Source organism: Paraburkholderia sp. RL17-373-BIF-A, assembly GCF_046030175.1.
Taxonomy (GTDB): Bacteria; Pseudomonadota; Gammaproteobacteria; order Burkholderiales; family Burkholderiaceae; genus Paraburkholderia.
This window is the reverse complement of record NZ_JARESO010000150.1, coordinates 1-4,976: the sequence shown is the minus strand read 5'-3', so window position 1 is coordinate 4,976 and position 4,976 is coordinate 1. Positions and strand designations below refer to the sequence as shown.

The following is a 4,976-nucleotide window of genomic DNA, read 5'->3' as shown; positions in this document are numbered from 1 at the left end:
TGCGCTCAGGGCGCTGAGCGTTTTGCTCGAGCTTGAAGGTCACGAAGTAACAACGTCGGACAACGGGCGCGGCGCCATACGGCTGATGTCTGAAATGCCCCCCAGGTTGCAATCATCGATGTGGGCATGCCGGAAATGGACGGCTTCGAAGTTGCACGAACCGTTCGCCTGAATCGCGCATTCGACGGCGTCGTGCTCGTAGCGCTCACGGGCTATGCCTCCGATTCCGACAAGTCGAGGACACTGGCGGCCGGTTTCGATTTCCATCTGACCAAGCCACTTTCTCTCGACAAGCTGCAGTACATCCTGGTGAATCGTACCGATGGCAAGTTGCGGGGCATTGTCTAAGGTCGGTGGGCCCTTGGTCATGAGTTCAGGGCTACGAGAAATCGGCTGAACCAGGGGGACGTCGACCTGAACGGGTAGAAACACACCCCACTACCTGCCCCATCTGCAGCGAAAGGAGGAGTTCACATGCAAGAGTTTGAGCGTATCAAAATCCTGTTCGTTGCCGGGTTTGGACCAATCGTCCGCGATAAAATCGCGGGCCGGAACTTGTACGGGGAGACGTTCAATATCTCATTCAAGGAGGAGTCGGGCGGTTACCTGCATACCGAGGCTCTGAAAGGAGTTCAGAGTTTTGCCTTATGGCCGCTTGAGCAGGCGGCACAGTCCTGCTTTGGCAAAGATTCCTGGCCGGACGACACGCCCGTTCCCCAGGCATGGCTCGAATTCGATGTCGAGGATGTCGAAGGAGCAACTGCGGAACTGGAATCGCGAGGCGATCGAATTCTCATCAAGAACAAGATGGAACCGTGGGGTCAGACGGTCACACGATTTCTTTCTCCGGAAGGATTGCTGGTTGGCCTAACAATTACTCCGTCGATGCGGCACCCGTGAGCGTAATGGGACCGGTGGTTTGCTAGCCGCAGACCGCGTTGGCAGCTTGGGGAGCCAGAGCAGGAACATCCGGGGATGTCTCCATTTCTAAGCCCCTGCGCAGTGCGCTACATGAATGACGACCGCCTGCTCGACGGCTTTGGCGAACGAGCGTTGCGCGAAGTATTCAAGCGAACGAGTCGCCATGATGAACCGCTGGTGACGCTCGCCCTGCCTGGACCTCATTTGAATGCTAGGCTCTCAACAACGAACGCTCAGAATAGTCGACACGTCACTTTCTTCGAAATACATGCGGTCAAGCGGGAGTGTTATCCCGAAAATTGAAGTTGGTCGCCGGCCTCTTGCGCCCCAGAATTCAACCCGTCCAAAGTGGTTCACAACGATTACCTCACTCGCGCCGCCCTGCAGATAGCTTGCTATCCGGCGGTCGATCTCCCGCACCCTGTCGCTATCGAGAAGCACTTCAACGCAGAGGTCGGGCACAAACGGCACTGGGTCGTCGCGGTCGAAGCCTTCCCACTTGTCACACGGCATCCACACGACGTCCGGGACCCTGATGCCAAATGACCGGGTCGAAATGGCCACCGACATTGCTGCGCCATGACCCATGTGTTCGGTGAGGTGACAGTAGACATCTGTTAGCACTATCTGGCGCCTGGCCGACGGGGAAGGATTCAGAACAGCCTCGCCGAGTTCGTCCAGTTCATACCGGTAACGCTCGACAAATTCTGTATTCGGAGTGACGCGACACCAGGCGGCGAGCAGTTCGTCACGGTCCAGAAAAGCAGGCGTGGCCATAGTCCAGAGTCATCTCGCGGGGAAGTGGCTTAAGCGTAAACCCTCCCCGGACGATTTGACAATTAGTTTGTTATTGTGCGTCGCAGAAATCCAACCGTAGTAACGAGGCTCTCGGCATGCGATTTTCCGCACTGGCAGTGTTGTTCGGTACGCTTCATGCCGTATATTGCGGGCAATCGAGGCCCGATATTCACCTAGATTCTGAGATTTATTGTGCAGTGCAGCGACGGGAGCGTAGACTGTAATTCGCGCGTCTCGTTTTGATGCTTTACGATTGCAAACAAAGCATCGAGCGCCACGGTGCAGCTCGAACACTCCGCGCCCGCTGGCAAATGGTTGCGGTGGGGCGTACCAGAACTGGTGGACGTGCCTGGATGCACGCGCCGCCGCTATCTGGCCTGCGCGGGATGTGATGCATGCCCTCCAGGCATAGACTTCAAAAAGTCGGTGGGCCACCGTCTTCCTCCAGTGACAGGGGCTTAAGGAAAGCTGCGAGCCAGCTTTGTACCGCATGTGCCGTATCGGCCGAAGATAGGAAACCCAACATGAAACTTGACGACGCCACTTTCCGGCAACTGCGCCGTCTCGCTCCTGTACTCGACGACTTGCTGAACGCGGGTGAGGTAGAGCATGCCGACCAGGCGGTACATCTTGCTGCATTGGCGCAACTTTGCTCACATGTGTTCGAGGCGTATCAGCGTCAGCATCCTGATGAGACGGCCCAGGCGCGTCTCGACGCAATCGAGTCGCCATAGCACGCGCCGTCCTGGTCGTAGGACTCGTTCCTAGGTCGACACTGGAACCAGCAGGCGTTGAGTGTTGTGGAAGCTGAACTGGAACGCCGACATCGCACCGCCGAAAAAACAAACCGGCAAGTCGAAAGCGCAAAAATCGTAACGCCATGTTCGACGAAAAACGTCGAACGCCCGAGAGGAACCAGGCAGGCCTAGTGCCGTGTACGGTCTGGCAAGGACTGCAGCAATGCGGTGACGTCCATCTCTTCATGCAGTTCCGGCCAGTACAACTGCTGGCGGTCCAAAGAGATGGCAAAACACCCTCGCTCCGCTGTTGTGGCTGCCTGCAGCGCAGGAAACCAGCCCAACGGAAATTCAACGGCCTGGCCGTCGGACAGGTCGAGAAACAGGTGTCCGCTGTCGAAATGCACGCTTACCGCCCCGCTGTCCATGGCCGTCTCCTTGATGAGAAGCAACTTAAAGATAGGTCGCCGCGAGACGCCAAACAAGGAAGAATGCCGGAACGCGGCGCCGCGACCAAAGTGATTCAGCTCTTCATTTTTCAAGACCATGTCGCGGCCCAGTACCCATTGCGCTAACTTCCGCGCGAACTGGTATCCATGTCCAGCCGTTGCTGAAAGGTCGACGGGACGAGGAACTCGTCAACGCACCTTGCGCCCGTTGCTGAAAGTGCGAAGGCAGTTGCCGCGCGGCAATAGCCCCCTTTATCGCTGTTCCGACCAGGTCCTTGCAATCATGCCGGCGCCCTTAAAAAAGGGTCGAATGATGACCCTGTTGATTCGCGTGTCTTCGCCCACATGTGCTGGGCTTGCTTAACTGCTGCGAGCAAGCCGATAGACATGACCAAACCTGAATTTGACGAGCGCGCAAGCGCGCGGCCCGACTTGCTATGTTTACTGGTGGCGATTGCAGCTGCTTCCTACGCGCTGACCAACGAATGGCGAGTGGACCATATTGTTGAGTGCTGCCGTCGATGGCTCAAGAAAAATAGGCTGAAGATGGACTGGCTGGACAGGGTCCGCATCGGTCAACTCGCTCTGAAGATTGCCAGCAAGGACTTGCTGGAGGCAGGCGTCGCAGTCCGGCTGTCCAGCGTGAACGCCCTCTTCACCAGCGAGATGGAACTCAACGAATCAAGCACAATGGTCCAGAGGATGATGGCGCTTTGCCAGGACGCGCTCTGAACAGGTTCGAGCTCACGCCCGTAGCAACTGCTTTCATGTCGCGGGCAACAGCGACTGCGCTGCTCCGCTCCGAAATCTCTACATATCAAGTTGGGAAAAGCGGCCGCAGTTGCCTGTACAGATTTCGGAACGACGCTAGCCGTTCCACAAGTATCGAATGCCGCTCATCGTCAGGAAAGAATTCCTGCGAGAGCGACGGGGTACAGACGACTGCCGCGAAGTCGCCGCCAACCGCTAACCAGCCGAGACGTGCGGCTCCGAGCGCAGCGATGCACTGTGTATCGGGCGGCCGGCGTACCGGTACCCCAAACGCGTCAGCAATCAACTGCGTCCAGAACGTACTGCGTGCACCGCCACCGATGAGACTCAGCGAGGTTTCGCGGGTGCCATCCGCACGCAGGGCATCGAGGCCATCCGACAAAGCAAACGTGACGCCCTCAAGAACCGAATAGGCAAGCGTGGCGCGGTCGGTCGAATCAGCAAGTCCACAAAACACGCCTTGGGCGTAAGGGTCATTGTGGGGTGTTCGTTCACCGGAAAGATATGGCAAGAACAATGGAGCTTTGGCGCGGCGGTTCGCACTGACACTCTCGACCTCACCTAGCAAACATGCTTCGTCGGCAGAAGTGAGGTTGCACAGCCAACGAACGCAGCTAGCCGCTGACAGCACGACGCTCGTTCGGTGCCACCGGTTCGGAATCGAGTGGCAGAGCGCGTGTACACCTAGGTGCGGGCTCGGCCGAAACTGCCCGGTGACAACGGACAGCACTCCCGAGGTCCCGAGAGACAGAAATCCATCCCCGGATTCTGCAGCGCCGACGCCCAGCGCGCTTGTCGCCGTGTCGCCCCCACCAGCCGCAACAATCACATTTGCGGGCAGGCCAAGCTCACTAGCAATACTGCGACGCACGACGCCGGCTGCCCGGCTCCCTTCTTCAATCAGTGGCACCTGCTTTCGCGTCATGTCACAGGCTTGCAAAAGAACGTCGGACCACTCGCGACGCCCGACGTCGAGCCAAAGGGTTCCTGACGCATCGGATGGGTCCGTGAGCTTTAAGCCGGTCAAACGCAGACGTAGATAGTCCTTCGGCAGCAGGACGCACGCCAGTTTCCGGAAGTGCTCCGGCTCGTGTCGTGCAACCCATAATAACTTTGGTGCCGTGAGCCCTGGCATGGCGCAATTGCCTGCGATTTCATGCAGCCCTGGTGCGCGGGCCGTGAGTTCAGTGCATTCGCTGACGCTGCGCATATCGTTCCACAATATCGCTGGGCGCAGCGGCCGGTCATTGGCGTCAAGGAGAACGGCACCGTGCATTTGACCAGAGAGACCAATGGCCTG

General features: G+C 58.0%; 7 protein-coding genes. 4 read left to right on the top strand and 3 right to left on the bottom strand.

The window, feature by feature from the left end:
* Positions 1-126 precede the first annotated feature (126 nt).
* Together P0D80_RS48605 and P0D80_RS48600 are read left to right on the top strand one after the other, a co-directional pair.
* A complete protein-coding gene (locus P0D80_RS48605) occupies positions 127-348 on the top strand; it encodes a response regulator (protein WP_408295487.1) in 222 nt (73 codons plus the stop codon).
* A 126-nt stretch (positions 349-474) separates the two neighbouring features.
* A complete protein-coding gene (locus P0D80_RS48600; protein WP_408295484.1) occupies positions 475-900 on the top strand; it encodes a VOC family protein in 426 nt (141 codons plus the stop codon).
* A gap of 240 nt (positions 901-1,140) precedes the next feature.
* On the opposite strand, the gene P0D80_RS48595 is transcribed toward P0D80_RS48600, so the two are convergent.
* Entirely contained in the window at positions 1,141-1,698 is a 558-nt protein-coding gene (locus P0D80_RS48595; protein WP_408295481.1) for a Uma2 family endonuclease, read from the bottom strand.
* A gap of 545 nt (positions 1,699-2,243) precedes the next feature.
* Between P0D80_RS48595 and P0D80_RS48590 the strand changes: the two genes are divergently transcribed.
* Positions 2,244-2,453 carry a hypothetical protein gene (locus tag P0D80_RS48590; protein ID WP_408183478.1) on the top strand — a complete coding sequence of 70 codons (210 nt, stop codon included), beginning with the start codon at positions 2,244-2,246 and terminating at the stop codon, positions 2,451-2,453.
* A gap of 191 nt (positions 2,454-2,644) precedes the next feature.
* Here the strand turns inward: P0D80_RS48590 and P0D80_RS48585 are convergent, their stop codons facing one another.
* On the bottom strand, positions 2,645-2,998 hold the full coding sequence (locus P0D80_RS48585; RefSeq protein ID WP_408295478.1) for a DUF2442 domain-containing protein: 354 nt from the start codon (positions 2,996-2,998) through the stop codon (positions 2,645-2,647).
* Positions 2,999-3,292: 294 nt separating this feature from the next.
* Here P0D80_RS48585 and P0D80_RS48580 point away from each other — a divergent pair, with 294 nt between their 5' ends.
* Positions 3,293-3,637 carry a hypothetical protein gene (locus P0D80_RS48580; RefSeq protein WP_408183476.1) on the top strand — a complete coding sequence of 115 codons (345 nt, stop codon included), beginning with the start codon at positions 3,293-3,295 and terminating at the stop codon, positions 3,635-3,637.
* An 85-nt stretch (positions 3,638-3,722) separates the two neighbouring features.
* Here the strand turns inward: P0D80_RS48580 and xylB are convergent.
* The coding region (xylB, locus tag P0D80_RS48575; protein ID WP_408183475.1) for a xylulokinase at positions 3,723-4,976 on the bottom strand (1,254 nt) is incomplete at its 5' end.